Source organism: Pseudomonas brenneri (assembly GCF_007858285.1).
Classification (GTDB): domain Bacteria; phylum Pseudomonadota; class Gammaproteobacteria; order Pseudomonadales; family Pseudomonadaceae; genus Aquipseudomonas; species Aquipseudomonas brenneri.
The window spans coordinates 1-1231 of the sequence record NZ_VFIL01000026.1 but is presented as its reverse complement, the minus strand read 5'-3'; the positions used below and the strand labels follow the sequence as shown (position 1 = coordinate 1231).

The 1231-nt window shown below is 53.6% G+C and carries 1 protein-coding gene; it reads right to left on the bottom strand.

What is annotated here, in order from left to right; translation table 11 throughout:
• Positions 1 to 18: 18 nt before the first annotated feature.
• Positions 19 to 1169 (bottom strand): IS3 family transposase gene (locus tag FJD34_RS27975; RefSeq protein WP_090290759.1). Its coding sequence is split into 2 segments (ribosomal slippage): positions 19 to 935 and positions 935 to 1169, totalling 1152 coding nucleotides; the frame shifts between segments, so codons are not numbered across the junction.
• Between the last annotated feature and the right edge of the window lie 62 nt (positions 1170 to 1231).

Genomic DNA, 1231 nt, shown 5'->3' with positions numbered 1-1231 from the left:
TGAATCGCCCCGGATTCTCTAGACACCTTGCAAGCTCATTGCGTAACGCTTTTCAAACTCTACCGGTGACAGCTGATTGTTGAAACCATGGCGGCGTTTTGCGTTGTAGAACATCTCGATGTAATCAAACACATCACTACGAGCATCTTGCCGCGAGGTGTAGATTTTCCGCTTGATCCGTTCCCGTTTCAGAAGCTGGAAAAAGCTCTCGGCCACGGCGTTGTCATGACAGTTGCCTCGGCGACTCATACTGGCAACCAAATTGTTCGCTTTCAAAAAACTGCGCCAATCGGAGCTGCTGTACTGGCTGCCCTGGTCGGAGTGAACCATCACCTCCTGTTTCGGTTTTCGCCTCCAAACCGCCATTAATAACGCATCAATGGCCAAATCACTGGTCATCTGCGACTTCATTGACCAGCCAACGACCTGACGAGAAAACAGATCCAGCACCACCGCCAAATACAGCCAGCCTTCATACGTACGAATGTAAGTGATGTCGGTGACCCAAACTTTGTTGGGTTCTACGACATCGAACTGGCGCTTCAGTAAATTGGGTGAGGCGACCGCAGGCTTACCGCCGTATTTGCCAGGACGGCGTCGATACCCTGTCTGAGAGCGCAGACCTTCAAGACGCATCAGCCTCGCCACACGATGCCGACCACAATCCTCACCGACTTCGCACAGATCGTCATGGACTTTGCGATAGCCATAAACGCCGCCGCTCTCCAGCCAGGAATGCTTGATCAAACCCAGCAGTCGCTGGTCGTCTTTGGCGCGTACAGATTGCGGCTCAGACAGCCAGGCGTAATAACCGCTGGGATGGACTTTCAGCGTCAGGCAAAGCCGTCGAATGGAATAGTCGCCCGCGCGCTGCTTGATAAAGGCGTACTTCAACCGCACTCCTTGGCAAAGTACGCGGCGGCCTTTTTTAAGATGTCTCGCTCTTCGGTGACCCGCTTGAGTTCGGCTCGCAGACGACGCAGTTCAGCGTGCTGATCGTCGTCTTGCTGCCGCTCTGCTTGAGGTTTGCTGTAGCGCTTTATCCAGGCATAAAGGCTATGCGTCGACACGCCAAGACGCGCCGCCACATCAGCGACAGGCAGCTTCTTTTCGGTCACTTGATTGACCGCTTGGATTTTGAATTCTTCGGGATAACGTGGGTTGCTCATGGCACCTCCTGATTGGCCTCAGTTTAAGGCAAAGAGGTGTCTACGAAACCCGGGGCGATTCA